Genomic DNA, 17,319 nt, shown 5'->3' on the forward strand with positions numbered 1-17,319 from the left:
ATAGGCATATAGAAAAATGAAGAAAGTGGTGCAGCATGGGTCGTAAGTGGAATAACATTAAAGAAAAAAAAGCTTCGAAAGACGCTAACACAAGCCGCATTTATGCGAAATTCGGTCTTGAAATTTACGTAGCGGCGAAGAAAGGCGAGCCTAACCCCGAATCCAACGGCGCTTTGAAGTTCGTTCTTGAGCGCGCGAAGACGTATAACGTACCGAAGGCGATTATCGACCGCGCGATCGAGAAGGCTAAAGGCGGCTCGGACGAACAATATTTCGAGCTTCGTTACGAAGGATTTGGTCCTGCAGGCTCCATGATTATCGTGGATGCCCTGACGAACAACGTGAACCGCACGGCTCCGGAAGTGCGCTCGGCTTTCAACAAAGCCGGTGGCAACATGGGCGTAAGCGGATCGGTATCGTACATGTTCGACCAAACCGCCGTAATCGGCGTGGAAGGCAAATCGCTGGATGAAGTAATGGAAATTATGCTGGAAGCAGACGTTGACGTTCGCGATATCGTGGAAGAAGACGAGACTATCATGGTCTATGCGGCACCAGATCAATTCAATGCGGTGCAGGAGGCATTCAAAAATGCCGGCATTTCGGAGTTTGCGGTAGCCGAAGTAACGATGCTTGCGCAAAACTTCGTTACTCTTCCGGAAGATGCGGTCGCATCCTTCGAGAAGCTGATTGACGCGCTTGAGGATTTGGAAGACGTTCAACAGGTTTATCATAACGTTGAATTTGAATAATCGAGTTTGCGAGACGGTCGCCTGAGGGCGGCCGTTTTTTTGTATGTATCGAGGTATATCCAAGTATAGTAGGTAACCTCGAACCAATCTAATGAAAAACATTTCAGTTCTTTTCAGCCCGGCGGATGTCCTTTAGAATAAGGTTGGCTGGAGAACAGCCGTTTGGGTTTGGAATAAAAATTTTCGGTAAACGAATGGAGGAGCAATACGATGAAATATCGGAAACTTGGCGGTACAGGTCTGAAGGTTAGCGAAATCAGCTTAGGCAGCTGGCTTACATATGGCGGTTACGTGGAACGCGAAAATGCGGTAAACGCGATTCGCACGGCTTACGATTTGGGAATTAACTTTTTCGATACGGCAAATGTGTACGAGCGTGGCGGCGCGGAGGAATTGGTTGGCGAAGCGTTGAAAGCGTATCCGCGCGAATCCTATGTTCTGGCTACGAAAGTGTTCTGGCCGATGGGCGATGGCCCTAACGACCGCGGCTTGTCCCGCAAGCATGTGATCGAGCAGGCGAATGCAAGCTTGAAGCGTCTTGGCCATGATTACATCGATATTTACTACTGCCACCGTCATGACGCGGAAACCCCGCTGTATGAAACGCTTCGCGCGATCGATGATCTGGTGCGTTCCGGCAAAGTGCTGTATGTCGGCGTAAGCGAATGGCAGGCGTCGCAAATCGCCGAAGCGCTTGGCGTAGCAGATCGTTACCTGCTGGACCGTATTGTGGTTAACCAACCGATCTATAATATGTTTGAGCGTTATATCGAGAAGGAAATCATTCCGCTTAGCGAACGCTCCGGCATCGGCCAAGTCGTCTTCTCGCCGCTGGCGCAAGGCCTGCTGACCGGCAAATACACGTCTGCAACCGAATTCCCTGCGGACAGCCGCGCGGCTAAGATCGATTGGATGGGCAAAGGCATCACGGAAGAGAAAATCAATAAGGTTCGCCAGCTGGAAACCATTGCTGCAGAGCTCGGCATCAGCGTAGGCAATCTCGCGCTGGCTTGGATTCTCCGTCAACCAAACGTAGCAAGCGCGCTTGTTGGCGCAAGCCGTCCGGATCAAGTGACGGAAAATGCGAAAGCTTCGGGCATTACCTTGAGCGAAGACGTACTGGAGCAAATCGAAACTATTCTGAAGTAAGAGAAGGAGACATCCCAGATGGCTAAAGTCGTAGTTACCGGCGGAAGCGGGATGCTTGGACGATGGATCGTTAAGCATTTTGTGGACCGAGGGTATGAGGTGCTAAACGTAGATACGCGTCAACCGGACGAATCGATTTGTCCGACCCTAATCGTGAACCTGGAGGATCTGGGTCAGACCTACGGAGCGCTGGCTGGCGCAGATGCGGTCGTTCATATGGCGGCTATTCCGAGAGCCGGCATGGTGCCGCCGGAGGTCACCTTCCGCAACAATGTAATGTCTACTTACAACGTGCTGGAAGCCGCGGCTGGGCTTGGCATCAAAAAGGCTGTTATTGCGTCCAGCGAATCCTCGTATGGCATCTGCTTCGCGGAGCACCCGTTTGGTCCGCAATACGTACCAATGGACGAGGCTCACCCGCAGCTCCCGCAGGATAGCTATGGATTGTCCAAAATCGTTAACGAAGCAACAGCCGATATGTTCAACCGCCGTACCGGCATGCAGGTCGTATCGCTGCGCCTCGGCAACGTCATCCCGCCGGAATGGTATGAACGGTTCCCTTCGTTTATCCATAAGCCGGAGGAACGCGAGCGCATTCTGTGGAGCTACATCGATACGCGCGACGTTGCGGAAGCCTGCGAGCTTGCCATTAAAGCGGAGGGGCTTGGTTCGGTAGCGATAAACCTTGCGAACGACGAGTCCAGCATGGACATCGCCAGCCGTGAGCTGATGGCTGCCCGTTACCCGGAAGTTACCGATTTCCGGGCGCCGCTCGAAGGCTTTGAGTCGCTGCTGAACAGCGACAAAGCGAAATCGCTGCTTGGCTGGCAGCCGAAATATTTCTGGCGCGAGCAGCTGGAGAAATAAATGCAAAACGGTCCTTATCCAGTGGGGTAAGGGCCTTTTTTTGCGGAAAGACGGCGTTCGCATGGCCATATTTGATTGGCGAAAATCGTCTTTTATATAGACAGCCTTCCCAAACGGGGAGTATACTTTATACGCTTGCGTAATGGAACTTACTTAATGGACATAAGAAGGTGCGGCTGCTTGTGAGTTATCTGTTTCTATTTTTGGCAACTTTGGCATGGAGCTTTGTTGGCGTGCTTGTAAAAACAGCTTCCGCGATGGTCGACAGCTCCATCATCTCCTTCTGCCGGTTCTTCTTTGGCGTTGTTGTGCTTGGGATTTATTTGCTGATGAAAAATGGGAGGATTGAGTTCCGCTACCGGATGAAATGGCTCTGGTACGGGGCGGCGGGCAAATCCGCCAATTATATATTCGAGAACATCGCGCTGATGATCGGTTACTCTTATGGCAATATTCTCGTACAACCCGTTCAGACCGTCATTCTGCTGTTTGCAGGCAGCTTCGTCTTTAAGGAAAAGGTGACGCGCGCAGGATGGATCTCCGCGGCATTATGCGTTGTTGGCGTTATCGTCGTCGGTTGGAACGGCGTTCCGCTCGACGAGCTGATGGGAAGCAGCGGATTAACCACCATCTTGTTTACTCTGGCGGGAATCGGCGCGGCGGTTCATGTCATGAGCCAGCGCATGCTGGTCAAGACCATGGATAACGGTAATATGAACTTCTCCGTCTTCCTGATTGCAACGCTGATGGTATCGATTCCCATTCCGTTCCAAAGCGAAGGATTTACGGGAGTGTCGACGGCAGGTGCTTGGCTGGCACTGGTCTGCCTTGGCGTTATTACGGGCTTAAGCTTCTTCTGGTTCGCGGAGGCGATGAAGCGGGTGCCGTTCGCCGTGGTAGCCATCGTTGGAAACAGCTCCGTGTTATTCTCGATTCTGTGGGCGTATATTTTCTTCCAGGATCCGATTACCAGCTATATCATTATCGGTACGCTCATCTTTGTGGCGGGCTTCCTGCTTCTTAACTTCTCCGGTCCAAGAAAGAAGACGGTGAAGCAGGTAGATAACGTAGAAGCAGCGGTATAGAGCAAAGGAGCGAATACGATGGATCAAGCGAGTGACCTTCCGGCCAAGCTAAGCAAGCCGGCGAAGCGCGCCTTTACTCAAGCGGGTTACTTGAAGCTTGAGCAGTTTTCAGGGCTGACCGAAGCCGAGGTGCTGACGCTCCATGGCGTCGGCCCAACCGCAATCGTCCTGCTTCGCCAGGCGCTTGCCGAGAAGGGATTAGCCTTCCGCAAATAACGAAGAGAGCAGCGGGCAACCGCTGCTTTTTTTGGCACGGTGAAAGAGGTGGGTATGCCTTATGCGAAAGATTGAAACGAACAGGCTCTTGACGAAGCCCGTGCATGTCATCGTTCTTGTCTTGTTCATGCTGTATAGTCTCGTTATGATCAAGCTGTTGTTTATTCGCGGCAGCAGTTACAGATGGCCGGACTATAATTACAACCTTGTCCCGTTTCATACGATCAAATCGTTAATCTACCACCGGCATGCTTACAATGCCGATGCCTGGATGAAGAACCTGTTCGGCAATATCGTTTTGTTCATTCCGCTTGGCGTCTGCTTCCCGCTGCTTAGTCGCAGATTGTTCCATGCAGCCAGAAGTCTCGCGGCTATAATCCTTACACTTTTCCTTGTAGAAGCGATTCAACTCGTAACCAGAGTCGGAAGCTTCGATATTGACGATATTATCTTGAATACGTTTGGGGCTGGCATTGGACTGGTCATAATCAAGCAGTTCATGTCCCGTTGAAGGAGTTAATCAAGGAATAAAAGAGAAAACCGTGCCATTGGCACGGTTTTTTGGTTTGCCTGTTATTTCTTCAGAATCCCATCGAAAAACACCTGGAAGGAGATCAGCAGCTGGTCTCCAAAGCCTTCCTTCGATATGCCCATTACCCAGTTAAGCATCGTTCCCAAATAGATTTGCGTTGCGATGCACGCCATCGTCGGGGCAGGAATCGTTGTCGTGAACTCGCCCGTCCGCTGGCCTTTCTCGAATACGGGAATCAGATTGTCCATAATCAGACAGAAGCCTTCTTTGCTTTCCTCGATGTTCTGGTTGTTCGCGAGCATACCTTGAATCGATAGCAGAAGCATGCCTTGATTCTCGGCCATGGCATCGCCAAGCGACTTAACCAGCGCCAGGAAGCGGGGGGCGTAAGGCCCTGGCTTATGCTTCAGATTTACGATTTCATCAATGGCAACCAGCTTGTTCAGCTTGCCGCGGACATCCTCTTTGGTTTTGAAATAGTTGAAGAAAGTGCCTTTGGCAACGCCGGCAGCTTCCGTAATTTGGGCGACGGTGGTGGATTCAAAGCCTTGCTCGGCAAACAGGCACATCGCCGCTTCAAGTATCCGGTTTTTGGTCTCGAGCTTTTTCTCTTCTCGGTTCACAGCCATCATCCTCCGTTTATTGCCTACAGTATAGCATATCCACGGTTATTATGGGTTCAAACTTTTATTGACCAATGGTACAATAATTTGATGTCAGGGGCAACGTGACTATGACAATCGGAGCCGAAAAATGAGATATTTTCCGATATTTTTAACAAAATAAAAAGATGACCTTCGGTATAAAATAATGTTGACCATTGGTCATTTTGTGGTTATAATCCAAATGAAAGAAGTTGAGAATGGAGGATATAAATGACGAAATCAACTATTCAAGCCGTGCCTGACGCGAGTACGTTTACGATCCGATCGATCATCGCGCCTCTAATTGCGGTTATCGTTGGTTTGTTTATGGTAATTCTGGACGGGACGGCGATGAATGTCGCGTTAAGCGGCTTCATGAAGGAGTTCGGCAAGGACTTGTCCGTCGTTCAGTGGACGACAACGGGCTATGCGCTTGCGCAAGCTGCGGTAATTCCGCTGGCGGGCTGGCTGTCCGACAGGTTTGGGGCTAAGCGGATTTTCCTCGTATCAGTGGGGATGTTTACGTTTGGTTCCTTGCTTTGCGCCTTCGCAGGCAATATCGAAATGCTGATCTTATTCCGGGTAATTCAAGGTCTTGGCGGCGGCATGGTTATGCCGATTGCCTTCGCGATCATTTACAAGCTTAGTCCTCCTGAGAAGGTTGGCTCGGTGATGGGGATGCTGGGGATTCCTGTTCTGATCGCTCCCGCATTAGGTCCGGTTGTGGCCGGCGCGTTAATCGATTACGCCACTTGGCATTGGATCTTCCTTATCAATATTCCTCTTGGCATCATCGGAATTTTTGCAGGCATGCGCACCTTGCCTAACATTGAACGCCAGGAGGTAAAATCGCTGGACGTTCCGGGCATTATTTTCGGGCCGCTCGCGTTTGCGGCCTTATCGTACGGGGTAAGCGAAGGAGGAACAAGCTGGACGTCGGTTCAGACTTTGACCGGTCTCATCGTAGGCGCCGCTTCCCTGATTATCTTTGTGTTCGTTGAGCTGCGCAGCAAGCAGCCGCTTCTTGAACTTCGCGTATTCCGCTCGATGGATTTCAGCAAGGGAATCATTGTCCAGTGGTTTACGCAGATTGCGCTTATGGGAACGTTTTTCCTCATTCCGATGCTTCTCATTCAAGTCCAGGGTCATACGGCAACGGAGTCCGGGCTGATCATGCTGCCTCAAGCGATCGCTTCCGCGGTCTTTATGCCGATTGGAGGCAGGCTGTTCGACCGGATTGGGGCAAGACCTCTGCTTGTTACCGGGCTTAGCATTGTTGGAGTTGCTTCGTTCCTGTTATCGAACATTTCCGCGGATGACGGGTTATCGCTTATCCTCATGACTTCCGGACTGTTTGGCGTCGGGATGGGGCTGTCCATGATGCCGATGAATACGTATCTGATTCAAGCGTCTCCGCCGAGCCTGGTTGGCCGCGTTACCTCGCTAACCTCCGCAGCGCAGCAAGTGATGACATCATTTGCGATAGCCGGACTCAGCACCTATCTGACTACGAAGATTAAGGATGCGACGGTGCCCGGTCAGGCTCCGGAGCTTGACGCCTTGTATCATTCCTACGGGGAAACCTTCCTGGTTGTAGTCGTAATCGCCGTAGCGGGAGCATTGCTGGGCTTGCTGCTGCGCAAACCGGTCAGAGCTGAAGGCGATGAAGGCTCCGTCGTGGAAGCTCCTATGATGATGGGGCACTAATCCGAACGAAAAAACCATTTATTTCTGAATTGTTCAGGAATGGATGGTTTTTTTCGTTTACAGACTATACATCTGTATGTTATCTTCAATATATATGGTTTGCTTTACTGCTATAAAGCGTCTACGCGACATCAGACTACGGAGGGTGCACATGACAGTATTAGAAGGACTGCGATCGGCCATTGACAAGACGGACCAACAGATTGTTGCCTTATTGGCACAAAGATTCATCTTTACTGAGGCGGTAGGGGAATACAAAGCGGCAAATCAGCTCCACGCGCAAGATCCCAAGCGGGAAGAACAGCAGTTCAAGAAAATTGTCGAGCTCTCCGAGCAGTACGGCTTAAGGCCCGAATATGCCGTAGACATATATCGGAAAATTATGGACATCGCGATTTCGAGACATGAAGAGCTGCTTACGGATAATTTCACGGATCAGGCGGTTTAAAGCACTGCGGTTGTAACTTCGGTTACGCCGCGGTGCTTTTTTTGTACATATTTCCAATGTCATTGGAGCAAAATGACAATAACCATAAACGTAAGGGAGGGTGTCGAATGATCATCCTCGGGCTTTTCATCATGATGATGCTTGGTTTGCTGATGATGGCTATGCTGGATATGCTTGTGTTTCAACAGCCTTTTTCCAGGGCAATTGTGCATTTGCTTCCCGTGTATCCGGATACCTCGACAATCTTTATGTTCATAGGAGCCTTTGCAATAGCCGCGTGGATTAACTTCAGAATATCTGAACGATTAAAGAAAAGATTCGGCAGTAAACCCAAAAATCAAGGTGGGGAGAAGCGTGATGCCAAGCAAAGTTAATACGATTGACACGTTTGCGATGCAGCTTGTTTTTCTGCTCAGCACATCCATTATTTTCGGGACGCCCAGCTTAGTCCCCGATTCTTGGCTGACTGGCATCTTCGCTTTTTTTCCCGCTTGTTTATTGCTTGTCATCTACAGCGCCATGCTGGCGTCGACGGATAATCTCGGGCTTTACCCCTTGTTGGAAAAAGCGTGGGGGAAAGCGACGGGCAAAGTCTTTATCCTAATTTATTCGACTTATTTCCTTTATATCGCCGCGCGCAACGTCAGGGATATGATCGAGCTTATCATGAGCACATTGCTGCGCATGACGCCCGTTCCGTTTCTGACCACGTTGTTTGTATTTTTGGTCGCTTATTGCGCTTTAGGCGGCATTCACGCCATTGCCCGATTTGCGTCCCTCATTCTGTGGATTGTACTGTTTATGCTAGCCACCGTCGGCATATTGCTGCTGTTCAGCAGCTCGATCATTCTGGAACAAATGCTTCCCTTCTTGTCCAAAGGGCTATGGCCGGTCATTCAATCGGCGTTCACCCATTCCATCTGGTTTCCTTATGGCGAAAGTGTGGTATTCCTTGTCTTTCAGCCGCAGCTGGGCGGTGCTAAAGGGTTCCGTAAAGTAACCCTGTACGCTTTTATCAGCACCTGTTTCATTTTATCCATAACCGATCTCATCCAGATCTGTACGCTGGGTATCGAGATGAAGAAATATTCGGTGTTCGCGTTGCTGGATGCGGCAAGGCTCATCAATATCGCAAACATCATTACCCGGATGGATGCGTTAATCGCGCTTATTATCATTTTCGGCACATTATTGAAATGCGCGGTATTCCTATACGCCGCCATGGAAGGGATATCTTACGTACTCAAGAGAAAACCGGAGGATTTCGCCTTCCCCCTTGCCATTCTCGCAGGGGCTTTCTCCATCCTTGTCACGCGTAACAGCGCCGAGCATGTCGCAGAGGGCTTGAAGTACGTGATTTATACGCTTCATATTCCGCTGCAGCTGCTGGTGCCTCTCTTAACCCTGGTGATCGTTCGAATCCGTTACCGGAAAGGAGCCACGACATGAATACGGAGACAACTTCCGGGGAGCAACTCCGCGATCTGGAAACAGTGAAGCAAACGTTAAACGAAAAATTTGGACAGACCACCGACTTTGCCGCGGTTTCCGTGCGTATCGGTCCGTTTGAAGGGCTGTTATGCTATTTGACTACCATGACTAGCTCGGATTTTATAAAGAAGCAGGTCTTGAGTGAGTTTGATTTACCCGAAAACAACGAGAACTTTACCCAAGCAGAGATTTTCCACCGGCTCAACGCCTGTCACTTTTCCGGTCTTCAGCACGAAGTTCTGCACAGCTTGGATGAAGCCGCAAATAAAATTGTCCTTGGATATGCCGCGATTATGATCGAGGGCGTTTCCCTCGTTCTTGCCGTAGACGTCAGATCGCTGAATTCAAGGTCGATCGAAGAGCCCTCCACTCAAAATGTGGTACGGGGGCCAAAGGACGGGTTTACCGAGTCGGCGGATACGAACATGAGCTTGATTCGCAGGCGGTTTAATCATATAAACCTCCGTTTCGAGAAGTTCGAGCTTGGTTATATGACGCATACCGCGGTGTATATCGCTTATTTGGAAGGTGAAGTGGATGCGCAGATTCTGGAACAGGTGAGGGAGAAGCTGAACAGCTCGCAGGTTGACAGTCTTTTTGATTCCGGTCGGATCGAGGAATTGCTACACTCCAAGAGCAGAGGGATACAGCTGTTTCCTACGGTATACAACAGCGAACGTCCGGATGCCGTCTGCCGTCAGATGATAAATAAGCGGATAGCGGTTATTGTGGACGGAAGTCCGTTTGTGCTGGTGGTTCCCTCTATTTTCACCGACTTCTTCAAGTCGCCGGAGGATGAGTACCAATGGTTTGTTATTGGTTCCTTTTCCCGTTATTTGCGGTACTTTGCTTTTATTCTGTCTCTCATCGTGCCAGCCCTGTACACCGCGGTGACCAGTTATCATCAAGAGCTTATCCCCAGTATTCTGCTTACCAGCATAGCCGCGCAGCGCGAAGGGATTCCTTTCCCCGCCAGCATCGAAATTCTTCTAATGGAAATTACGTTCGAGATCTTGCGCGAAGCCGGAACGCGGATGCCTCGCATAGTCGGTCCGACGATCTCCATCGTAGGCGCGTTGGTGCTTGGGGAGGCGGCCGTGCAAGCGGGAATTGTCTCCAACATTACGGTCATTGTGGTCTCGCTGACGGCCATTTCCGGTTTTGTCGCGCCGATCTATACGTTTGGCTCCAAAGTGAGATTTTTCCGTTTCGGCATGATTATTCTCAGCTCGGTCATCGGACTGTACGGCCTTGTAATGGGATGCTGCCTGCTGATGATACAGTTGACCCGCATTGAATCGTTTGGAGTGCCTTATTTGTCCCTATACTCCAAATGGGATAAAAGGAGGGTTACATGAGAGCGTTGAGACGTATTGTCGTTCTGTTCATCGCTTTCTCCTTGATGTTGACGGTATCGGGCTGCTGGGACCAGATCGAGCTTAACAGAGCTTCCCTGGTAACGGGTGTGGCATTGGAGAAGGGGCATCACATGAAATACAGGGTGACCTTCGAAATTGTCAACGCCTTGGAGACGGACCCGAACAAAGGCGGGAAGGGAGGTACGCCTACGGCGATTTACACGAAGGAAGGGAACTCGATTGCGGAGGCCGTCTCCAGATTGAACGAAAGCCAGGAACGTTATCCGATACTAGCCCATATCCGCGTCATCATTATTGACGAGAAGCTGGCCCGAGAGGGAATCAATCAATTCATGGACGTATTGCAGCGCAACCGTTACATACGAGAAGACGTTCTCGTGCTTGTCGGCAAGGGAGCTCCTGCGTCGGATTTTTTGAAAACCGTCTATGCCAGGGGGCAGTACGCGACCTATAAAATTCAAACGCAGGTGGAAACCTACCGGCAGGTTTACGGCGGAATCCCCCGCAGCCATTTATACGACATCGCACAGGCCATTCTAAGCGAAGGCCGGGCGCTTATGCTAGGCGCCGTCACTATAACGGGAGATGTCGAAAAAAGCGAGAGTCTGGATGCCATAAAAACGATCCATCCCGTTGCTATAGTCAAACTGTCCGGCGCGGCCGTGTTTAGGGGAGATAAGCTAATAGGATTCCTGACGAACGATCAGACGCGTATGGTCATGCTGGCAAGCGATTATGTCAATAACAGTCTGTTCTCATTGCCTGGACCCGGAGGCAAACCAACCAGTCCGGGAGCGATTGCCGTGCAATTCTACCATATGCACAGCAGAGTCAAAGTCGGGATGAACGGGGATCAGCCCGTCTTTAGGCTTCATGTGGAAGGGGACGGTAAAATTACAAGCATCGACCGCGACATCAAGCTTACTACCATTAAAGGCTACGAGAAGCTTGAGCAGCTGACAAGCGAATATATAAACGGGGAAATGCAGGAGACGTTCCGCTACGTTCAGAACGAGCTTGGCGTTGACGTATTTGGCTTCGGTCAGCATTATTACCGGTTTCATTTCCGCAAGTACAAGTCGCTTGCCAAGGAATGGGACGACCTGTTTAAAAAAGCGAAATTGGAGGCGTCGAGCGACTTTACGCTAAGAAGACCGGATTTGAAAACGCAGAAGGTCGTGAAGGAAAATATCGGGCCATGAGAAGAAGGCCGGCAGCATGCAGCATGCAGCCGGCCTTTTTCTCATAACGGCACTACCGGATATCCCCTGCATTTGAAGCAAGCATCATAATAGCCGAAGCCCATATAAGCAGGGCAGAGATTTTGTTCATCGCTCGCATCAGGCCGCCGGAGTCCAGTCTGCCAAGCAGCCGTCCGGCCGTGGCAAGCGAGAAAAACCAAAGCCAGGAAACGAAAATACAGGCAAGGGCAAACATCCCTTTCGAGAGGCCGCTGTAATGCAGGGAGCTTGTGCCGATGACCCCGATCGTATCCATAATCGCATGGGGGTTAAGGAGAGATACCGAAACGGCAAGCATAACCTGCTTGCGCGGAGAGTACTGGCTGGCTTCTGAGGATGAGGGGACTCCACCGCCCGAACGCCAAGTGACCCAGCCGATATAAGCAAGAAACAGGACTCCGGCGATAATAAGAATGGTTTTGAGTACGGGTACGCTTATAATAAGAACAGAGACGCCAAGAATCGCCAGCAGAATGAGAAGCGTATCGCATACCGCCGCGGCAATGACGGCCGGAAGAGCCGTACGGAATTTGGGCTGCAGCGCGCCTTGCGAGAAAATAAATACATTTTGCGCGCCAAGGGGCAGGATGAGCCCGATGGACAGCAATAAACCGTGCAGGAATGGCAAAGGAAACACAGCCTTTCGTTATTTGAAAATATGGACTTATTGTAAGGGCGGGAGGAAACATTGTCGCCATCCAAATGGTTGGGCCGCATACCAACCAATACGAAATCAAAGATTGGAGATACCGATGAAGTTTGAAACGAACTGGAGGCCGGACCGAAGCAGAGGCATTCCGATTTACCGGCAAATCGCGGATTATGTCCGTTCGAAAATCGAAAGCGGAGAGTGGCCGACGGGCAGCCGTATCCCTACGGAAAGGGCAGCCGCGAAAGTGTTCGGCGTGAATCGGAGTACCGTGGTGCAAGCTTTCGCGGAGCTGGCGGCAGACGGTCTGATTGAAGGGAAAAGCGGGAGCGGGACCATCGTCTCCGCAGCTTCGGCTTGGGACAAGCAGGTACCCAAATTACCGGACTGGGAGTCTTACGTAAAAACAGGAGTTCATCGGCCCAACCAACGGACCATTCAGGATATCAACCATGCCGAGTTTATTCCCGACATCATTCGTCTTGGGACAGGGGAGCCTTCCCCGGATTTATTTCCGAAGGCAATGAACCGGATTTTTCGGCAGCAGCCTTCGCAAACGGATATATTCGGCTATCCGGAGCCCCGCGGCTTGTATTCGCTTAGGGAGGAGATCAGCAAGCATATGACGGGCTATGGAATAAGCGTTTCGCCGGATTCGGTCCTTATCGTTTCCGGAGCCTTGCAAGCTTTGCAGCTCATAGCCCTTGGCCTGCTGAAGAACGGTTCATCCGTTCTAACCGAATCTCCTTCCTATTTGCAGTCCCTTCAAGTCTTTCAGTCTGCCGGCATGAGTATGTGGGGCTTGCCTTTAGACGAGGAAGGACTGGACGCAATCGCGCTCGAGCGTTATGCGGCAAGCGGAAAAGGGACGTTACTGTATACTATCCCAAGCTTCCATAATCCTACGGGGAAGGTGATGTCCTTGAAGAGAAGACAGGACGTGTACCAATTATGCGTAAAGCACAAGCTGCCGATATTGGAGGATGATGCGTACCGCGATCTTTGGCTGGACAAGCCATCCCCTCCGCCGTTGAAATCGCTGGATCAGAACGGGCTGGTCTTGTATATCGGGAGCATGTCCAAGACGTTAAGTCCAGGACTGCGGATCGGCTGGGTTATCGGGCCGGAGCAGGTCATCCACCGGCTTGCCGACGTAAAGATGCAGTCCGATTACGGAGCCAGCACGTTATCCCAATGGACGGTTATGCAGTTTCTTCGGCAAGGGCTGTACGAGGAGCACTTAGACCAGGTGAGGAAGGAGCTGAGGTCCCGCCGCGCCTATATGCTTCAGCTGCTGGAGTCTTATTTGAAAGAGGCGGCGGAATGGGAGGTGCCGACGGGAGGCTTCTATATTTGGCTTCGGTTCAAACGCGACATTTCCGTCCCTGCCTTGTTTGATGCCGCGATTAAGGACGGAGTCTTGCTAAATCCCGGATACCTGTATGATAAAGCGGATCGGAATCATCTCCGTCTATCTTACTCCTATGCTTCTTTTGAGCAAATGAAAACAGGAATCGAGAGGCTTGCCCGCAGCATACCCTGAAGTGTCGGGATGCTGTTTTTTTTGTTCTAAATTTTCATGAAAAAAGCTCAAACTTTTTGGCGGCTTAAAGCGTCTTGAATACATAACAAAATTATTTAATATGTAAGGGACGGAAACAGCAATGGAAGACAACATGAACAGCAAGAAACGTTACATGCCGGGAATTGACGGACTGCGGGCTTTATCGGTGCTCGCCGTCATCGCCTACCATCTGAACATGAAGTGGGCGCAAGGAGGATTAATTGGAGTTGCCATCTTTTTTGTTATCTCCGGCTACCTCATTACCGATCAAATCCTTATTCAGAAGCAGCGCCATGGAAGGCTGGATTTAAAGGATTTCTGGATAAGAAGAGCACGCAGGCTTCTTCCTGCGATGTTCTGCATGCTGTTGTTCGTTGCCATATGGCTGTTGTTACTCGATCCCAACCGATTAAACCATCTGCAGGGCGACTACTTATCATCGCTGTTCTACGTTAATAACTGGTGGCTGATTTTCCATCAGGTCTCGTATTTCGAAAGCTTTGGCCCGCCGTCCCCGATCGGACATTTATGGTCGTTGTCCATCGAAGAGCAGTTCTATCTGATTTGGCCGTTGTTATTGCTTCTGACCCACCGCCGCGGCAAGCTGTTCGTCATGATTCTTATCGCGGCTGTCGCATCGGCGTTGGCAATGGCATTCCTGTACGTGCCAGGGTCTGATCCAAGCCGGGTCTACTATGGAACGGATACCCGAATGTTTGGTCTTTTGATCGGTGCGGCATTGGCGGTTGTATGGCCGAGTCATAAGCTGAATGCAGCGGTTTCCAAAGCCTCCCGGTTTTCAATGGATGCGATCGGAGGCATAAGCATAATTGCGCTTATCGCCATGATGCACCGAATGAACGAATACGATGCTTCGTTATACCGCGGCGGTTTTCTGGGCTTGTCGTTACTTACTGCAATTGCAATCGCCGTACTGGCGCATCCTGCCAGCTTCCTGGCCAAAGCCATGGGGCTTCGACCGCTGAAGTGGATCGGCGTTCGTTCTTATAGCTTATACATTTGGCATTATCCTATAATTATTTTAACGAACCCTTCCAATCAGGCCGTTACCCCGGGTCCGTTACTGATTGTCGTCCAGATTGCGGCAAGCTTTGCGCTTGCAGCCTTGTCTTACAAATACGTGGAGGAACCGCTTCGCCGCGGCTCGCTTCGGGCAAAATTCCGGACGGTATTATCCGTCAGATGGCTTGGCGTACAGCCTCTAGCTTTTTTGATTATTATTCCATTATTATTTACGCCAAGCTTCGGCAGCTCGCTTCTGAAGGCCACATCGGCTCCGGTTACCGTTGTTTCGGATAATATCCAGCATGATGACGTGAAGCCGTCGCCGCCATCTCCAACTCCGCCTCCTGCCAAGGAGCCGGAAAATGATGCTATCGGTGAGACTCCCGATCCGCATACGGATAAACCGGATACGAATACCGAAACAAGCAAACCGACGAAAAACGAGACGCCGGATCCTACAAAGGAGCCTGTTCAGACGTCTAAGCCGGAGCATACGCCCGAACCGTCCAAAGAACCGGAAGCGGATGCCGGTGCGACAAAGGATAGCTCAACAGAGCCGCCTCAAAAGGGATCGGATGACCCGAATAAGCCACCTGTTGAAACGATAAAGCCTCCCGTCCATCAAACGGGTAACGGCAAAGGAATTACCGTGATCGGCGATTCCGTTATTCTCGATGCCGCACCGTTTCTTGAAAAGGGAATGCCCGGCATTGTCGTGGACGGTAAAGTTGGCCGTCAGATGAGGCAGGCGCAGGACGTAATCAACCAGATGAAGGCCGATCATACGCTAGGCAGCACGGTCGTTCTGGAGCTGGGGACAAACGGAGCGTTTACCAACAAGCAACTGAAGGCTTTAATCGAGTCGCTTGATCAGGTTGAGCATATTTATCTCGTGAATACGCGGGTTCCGCGGAATTGGCAGGATACAGTAAATCAGATGCTTCCAGAAGTTGCTAAGGCGTACGGCAATGTAACCATAGTAGACTGGTATTCTGCAAGCGAAGGGAAGGAAGATTATTTCGCGAAGGATGGCGTTCATTTGAAGCGTGAAGGCGCCGAGTATTATGCGTCCATGCTAATCGATGCGATCTCCAAGTGACCATAAATAGAGAAGGGTATGCCGGCCATGAACAGAAAGTCAGAACAACTACTGACCAATTGCATTACAGAAAACAAGGAAAACATATACCGGCTGGCATATAGCTATGTCAAAAACAAAGAGGATGCGCTCGATATTGTTCAAGACTCGATTTATAAGGCTATGACCAGTATCGAGCTGCTGAAGGACTCCACCGCGGTGAAAAGCTGGTTTTACCGGATCGTTGTGAATACGTCTTTGGATTTCTTGCGCAAGCACAAGAGAGTTCATCCGATGGACCTGGAAAAGCTGGAATTTTACGCGCTTGGCGCCGAGGATTCTTATATGGACATCGATTTGGTCAGGACACTCGCGGATTTGCCCCCTAAATATCGGGAAGTTGTTGTCCTCCGCTTCTTCGAGGATATGAAGATCGAAGAAGTGGCGGAGGTGCTTCAGGAGAATGTGAATACGGTCAAAACAAGGTTGTACCAGGCGTTGAGACTGCTTCGCGCGAAGCTGAAGGATACTTCCTTAAAGGAGACTAATGGATGAGTGATTTATTGGAGCATCTGCGGAAGGAGTATCATTCGGTACCGATTCCCGAGGAGCTGGATCTTATCGTTAACCGTTCCATCAAACAAGCCTTGCATACCCGCAGGGCGAAACGTTTGAAGGTGAAGGGGATGACGATAGCTGCGGCGATACTCGTATTTCTGATTGCGATTAATGCCAGTACGACGGTTGCCAATGCGCTGGCTTCCATTCCTGGCGTGGAACGGATCGTCAAAGTGCTTACCTTGCAGGAGTTCAAGCTGAAGGAGTCCAATTACGAAGCCGATATCAAAGTACCGGCGATCACGAATATGGAAAACAAGGAGCTGCAGCTGGGGCTTAACCAGAAATATTTGGCCGAGAGCAAAGCGTTGTATGACCAATTTCAGGATGAGATTGCAGATTTGAAGAAGCAAGGCTTGAACGGCGCTCATGTCGGCATAGATGCCGGATATGAAGTGAAGACGGATAACGATACGATTTTGTCAATCGGTCGTTATTTTCTGCAGACGGCCGCATCCTCTTCCACGGTGATGCAGTTCGATACGATCGATAAGAAGAACCAGAGACTGATTACGCTGCCGATGCTGTTCAAGGATGATCAGTATCTGAGACTGGTGAGCGACAATATTATAGCCCAAATGAAAGAACAGATGAAAGGCGAAGACGGCAAGATCTATTGGATTGCCGGAGCGGTCGACTATCTCCCGATAGAGGAAACGTTCTCGTCGATCAAGAAGGACCAGAGCTTCTATATTAACAAGGACGGCAAGCTGGTCATCGTCTTTAACAAATACGAAGTTGCACCGGGCTCTATGGGCCTTCCGGAATTCGTAATCCCGACAGACGTTATCCAAGGCGATCTCGTCAGCAACTATTATATTAAATAACGACAAGCAGAGGGGCATGAGGCTCCTCTGCTTTGTTTTGTTGCAG

Annotated in this window: 18 protein-coding genes; 16 read left to right on the plus strand and 2 right to left on the minus strand. The window is 50.4% G+C overall.

Features of this window, described 5'->3' with window-relative positions:
- The first annotated feature begins 35 nt into the window (after window positions 1–35).
- The 6 genes from EV294_RS17650 (at window position 36) to EV294_RS17675 (ending at window position 4,580) form a co-directional block, all read left to right on the plus strand.
- Window positions 36–752, plus strand: coding sequence for a YebC/PmpR family DNA-binding transcriptional regulator (locus EV294_RS17650; protein WP_132309081.1), 717 nt, complete (start codon window positions 36–38; stop codon window positions 750–752).
- Between the two features lie 210 nt (window positions 753–962).
- On the plus strand, window positions 963–1,901 hold the full coding sequence (locus EV294_RS17655; RefSeq protein ID WP_132309083.1) for an aldo/keto reductase family protein: 939 nt from the start codon (window positions 963–965) through the stop codon (window positions 1,899–1,901).
- An 18-nt stretch (window positions 1,902–1,919) separates the two neighbouring features.
- Window positions 1,920–2,768: an NAD-dependent epimerase/dehydratase family protein gene (locus tag EV294_RS17660; RefSeq protein ID WP_132309085.1), complete on the plus strand. Its 849-nt coding sequence runs from the start codon at window positions 1,920–1,922 to the stop codon at window positions 2,766–2,768.
- Window positions 2,769–2,950: 182 nt separating this feature from the next.
- Window positions 2,951–3,853: a DMT family transporter gene (locus tag EV294_RS17665; protein ID WP_132309087.1), complete on the plus strand. Its 903-nt coding sequence runs from the start codon at window positions 2,951–2,953 to the stop codon at window positions 3,851–3,853.
- Window positions 3,854–3,871: 18 nt separating this feature from the next.
- Entirely contained in the window at window positions 3,872–4,069 is a 198-nt protein-coding gene (locus tag EV294_RS17670; RefSeq protein WP_132309089.1) for a helix-hairpin-helix domain-containing protein, read from the plus strand.
- Between the two features lie 61 nt (window positions 4,070–4,130).
- Window positions 4,131–4,580, plus strand: a complete 450-nt coding sequence (locus EV294_RS17675) for a VanZ family protein (RefSeq protein WP_132309091.1) — start codon at window positions 4,131–4,133, stop codon at window positions 4,578–4,580.
- 62 nt (window positions 4,581–4,642) lie between these two features.
- Here EV294_RS17675 and EV294_RS17680 read toward each other — a convergent pair whose 3' ends face one another.
- Window positions 4,643–5,224 (minus strand): TetR/AcrR family transcriptional regulator, encoded by a 582-nt coding sequence (locus EV294_RS17680; protein ID WP_165930721.1) that lies wholly within the window; start codon window positions 5,222–5,224, stop codon window positions 4,643–4,645.
- A gap of 252 nt (window positions 5,225–5,476) precedes the next feature.
- Here EV294_RS17680 and EV294_RS17685 point away from each other — a divergent pair, with 252 nt between their 5' ends.
- From EV294_RS17685 to EV294_RS17710, 6 genes are all read left to right on the plus strand, one after another.
- Window positions 5,477–6,952, plus strand: a complete 1,476-nt coding sequence (locus tag EV294_RS17685) for a DHA2 family efflux MFS transporter permease subunit (protein ID WP_132309095.1) — start codon at window positions 5,477–5,479, stop codon at window positions 6,950–6,952.
- A gap of 151 nt (window positions 6,953–7,103) precedes the next feature.
- Window positions 7,104–7,400 carry a chorismate mutase gene (locus EV294_RS17690; protein ID WP_132309097.1) on the plus strand — a complete coding sequence of 99 codons (297 nt, stop codon included), beginning with the start codon at window positions 7,104–7,106 and terminating at the stop codon, window positions 7,398–7,400.
- Between the two features lie 107 nt (window positions 7,401–7,507).
- Window positions 7,508–7,774: a hypothetical protein gene (locus tag EV294_RS17695; protein WP_132309099.1), complete on the plus strand. Its 267-nt coding sequence runs from the start codon at window positions 7,508–7,510 to the stop codon at window positions 7,772–7,774.
- A complete protein-coding gene (locus tag EV294_RS17700; protein WP_243711717.1) occupies window positions 7,758–8,849 on the plus strand; it encodes a GerAB/ArcD/ProY family transporter in 1,092 nt (363 codons plus the stop codon). Before EV294_RS17695 ends, EV294_RS17700 begins: the two co-directional genes overlap by 17 nt.
- Window positions 8,846–10,249: a spore germination protein gene (locus EV294_RS17705; RefSeq protein ID WP_132309103.1), complete on the plus strand. Its 1,404-nt coding sequence runs from the start codon at window positions 8,846–8,848 to the stop codon at window positions 10,247–10,249. Before EV294_RS17700 ends, EV294_RS17705 begins: the two co-directional genes overlap by 4 nt.
- Window positions 10,246–11,472 (plus strand): Ger(x)C family spore germination protein, encoded by a 1,227-nt coding sequence (locus EV294_RS17710; RefSeq protein WP_132309105.1) that lies wholly within the window; start codon window positions 10,246–10,248, stop codon window positions 11,470–11,472. Before EV294_RS17705 ends, EV294_RS17710 begins: the two co-directional genes overlap by 4 nt.
- 52 nt (window positions 11,473–11,524) lie before the next feature.
- Here the strand turns inward: EV294_RS17710 and EV294_RS17715 are convergent, their stop codons facing one another.
- Complete coding sequence (locus tag EV294_RS17715; RefSeq protein WP_132309107.1) at window positions 11,525–12,139, minus strand: LysE/ArgO family amino acid transporter; 615 nt, start codon at window positions 12,137–12,139, stop codon at window positions 11,525–11,527.
- Between the two features lie 124 nt (window positions 12,140–12,263).
- Between EV294_RS17715 and pdxR the strand changes: the two genes are divergently transcribed.
- The 4 genes from pdxR to rsiV all read left to right on the plus strand — a co-directional run bounded on the left by pdxR (window position 12,264) and on the right by rsiV (window position 17,273).
- Window positions 12,264–13,703: a MocR-like pyridoxine biosynthesis transcription factor PdxR gene (gene pdxR, locus EV294_RS17720; RefSeq protein ID WP_132309109.1), complete on the plus strand. Its 1,440-nt coding sequence runs from the start codon at window positions 12,264–12,266 to the stop codon at window positions 13,701–13,703.
- Window positions 13,704–13,824: 121 nt separating this feature from the next.
- A complete protein-coding gene (locus EV294_RS17725) occupies window positions 13,825–15,849 on the plus strand; it encodes an acyltransferase family protein (protein ID WP_132309111.1) in 2,025 nt (674 codons plus the stop codon).
- Window positions 15,850–15,876: 27 nt separating this feature from the next.
- Entirely contained in the window at window positions 15,877–16,383 is a 507-nt protein-coding gene (locus tag EV294_RS17730; protein ID WP_132309113.1) for an RNA polymerase sigma factor, read from the plus strand.
- Window positions 16,380–17,273, plus strand: a complete 894-nt coding sequence (gene rsiV / locus EV294_RS17735) for an anti-sigma-V factor RsiV (protein WP_132309114.1) — start codon at window positions 16,380–16,382, stop codon at window positions 17,271–17,273. Before EV294_RS17730 ends, rsiV begins: the two co-directional genes overlap by 4 nt.
- The last annotated feature ends 46 nt before the right edge of the window (window positions 17,274–17,319 follow it).

Source organism: Paenibacillus sp. BK033 (assembly GCF_004345425.1).
GTDB lineage: Bacteria > Bacillota > Bacilli > Paenibacillales > Paenibacillaceae > Pristimantibacillus.

What these genes read in the sequence shown, in the direction of transcription:
- rsiV (WP_132309114.1), top strand. Translation starts at nt 16,380, where the DNA reads ATGAGTGATTTATTGGAGCATCTGCGGAAGGAGTATCATTCGGTACCG.
- EV294_RS17690 (WP_132309097.1), top strand. Translation starts at nt 7,104, where the DNA reads ATGACAGTATTAGAAGGACTGCGATCGGCCATTGACAAGACGGACCAA.
- EV294_RS17730 (WP_132309113.1), top strand. Translation starts at nt 15,877, where the DNA reads ATGAACAGAAAGTCAGAACAACTACTGACCAATTGCATTACAGAAAAC.
- EV294_RS17675 (WP_132309091.1), top strand. Translation starts at nt 4,131, where the DNA reads ATGCGAAAGATTGAAACGAACAGGCTCTTGACGAAGCCCGTGCATGTC.
- EV294_RS17710 (WP_132309105.1), top strand. Translation starts at nt 10,246, where the DNA reads ATGAGAGCGTTGAGACGTATTGTCGTTCTGTTCATCGCTTTCTCCTTG.
- EV294_RS17705 (WP_132309103.1), top strand. Translation starts at nt 8,846, where the DNA reads ATGAATACGGAGACAACTTCCGGGGAGCAACTCCGCGATCTGGAAACA.
- EV294_RS17660 (WP_132309085.1), top strand. Translation starts at nt 1,920, where the DNA reads ATGGCTAAAGTCGTAGTTACCGGCGGAAGCGGGATGCTTGGACGATGG.
- EV294_RS17700 (WP_243711717.1), top strand. Translation starts at nt 7,758, where the DNA reads ATGCCAAGCAAAGTTAATACGATTGACACGTTTGCGATGCAGCTTGTT.
- EV294_RS17725 (WP_132309111.1), top strand. Translation starts at nt 13,825, where the DNA reads ATGGAAGACAACATGAACAGCAAGAAACGTTACATGCCGGGAATTGAC.
- pdxR (WP_132309109.1), top strand. Translation starts at nt 12,264, where the DNA reads ATGAAGTTTGAAACGAACTGGAGGCCGGACCGAAGCAGAGGCATTCCG.
- EV294_RS17650 (WP_132309081.1), top strand. Translation starts at nt 36, where the DNA reads ATGGGTCGTAAGTGGAATAACATTAAAGAAAAAAAAGCTTCGAAAGAC.
- EV294_RS17670 (WP_132309089.1), top strand. Translation starts at nt 3,872, where the DNA reads ATGGATCAAGCGAGTGACCTTCCGGCCAAGCTAAGCAAGCCGGCGAAG.
- EV294_RS17655 (WP_132309083.1), top strand. Translation starts at nt 963, where the DNA reads ATGAAATATCGGAAACTTGGCGGTACAGGTCTGAAGGTTAGCGAAATC.
- EV294_RS17685 (WP_132309095.1), top strand. Translation starts at nt 5,477, where the DNA reads ATGACGAAATCAACTATTCAAGCCGTGCCTGACGCGAGTACGTTTACG.
- EV294_RS17695 (WP_132309099.1), top strand. Translation starts at nt 7,508, where the DNA reads ATGATCATCCTCGGGCTTTTCATCATGATGATGCTTGGTTTGCTGATG.